We start from the raw sequence: 704 nt of genomic DNA, 5'->3' as shown, positions 1-704 counted from the left end.
AATCTTTTCTTCTATTTTACAGCATATTCATTCCTTAATTCAGATGATTTTGCTGTAACTGGCATTCATCTTTTATTTATGGACAAAAAAAGGACACGGATAACTGGAGAATCCGTGCCAAAAAAGTGTATTCATTATAAAAAGGGGGTCAATTACTTTATTAATCATAACCGAAAAGCATTACACATGTGTTACAGCGGAATTAAAACCCAGTAACGTAATGTGAAACTCGTATGACAGCCCTTTTTATTTTAAGGTTTTCAGCGTTTCTTGAAGCTCTTCGACATAATGCTGTACGCTTTGTGCCGCAATGCTTCCGTCTCCTGTAGCCGTTACGATTTGGCGCAGTGATTTTTCGCGGATGTCTCCGGCAGCGAAAATCCCTTCAACCTTAGTTTCCATGCGATCGTTTGTTTCGATATAGCCTTCTTCATTCGTAATGCCCAGGTTTTCAAACGGTTTAGACAGAGGAAGCATGCCGATGTAAATGAATACGCCGTCTGTTTTGAATTCACTTTCTTCACCGGTTACCGTATCGACAAGCGTTACGTTACCGACTTTGCCGTTTTCCTCATGAATTTCCTTCACGGTTTTGTTCCATAGGAAGTCAACTTTTTCATTATCAAATGCTCTCGCTTGAAGAATACTTTGAGCACGGAGTTTATCACGTCTGTGAACAATCGTTACTTTTGAAGCGAAACGAG

1 protein-coding gene is annotated in these 704 nt (G+C 39.8%); it reads right to left on the bottom strand.

The window, feature by feature from the left end; translation table 11 throughout:
* Nucleotides 1-246: 246 nt before the first annotated feature.
* Nucleotides 247-704 (bottom strand): FAD-dependent oxidoreductase (locus tag ACWHAR_RS27285; protein ID WP_452088459.1); only part of this gene is annotated, 458 nt, incomplete at its 5' end.

Source organism: Bacillus sp. LR--39 (assembly GCF_053613335.1).
Note: the sequence above shows the minus strand (reverse complement) of the source record. Positions and strands in the feature narration are given on the sequence as shown.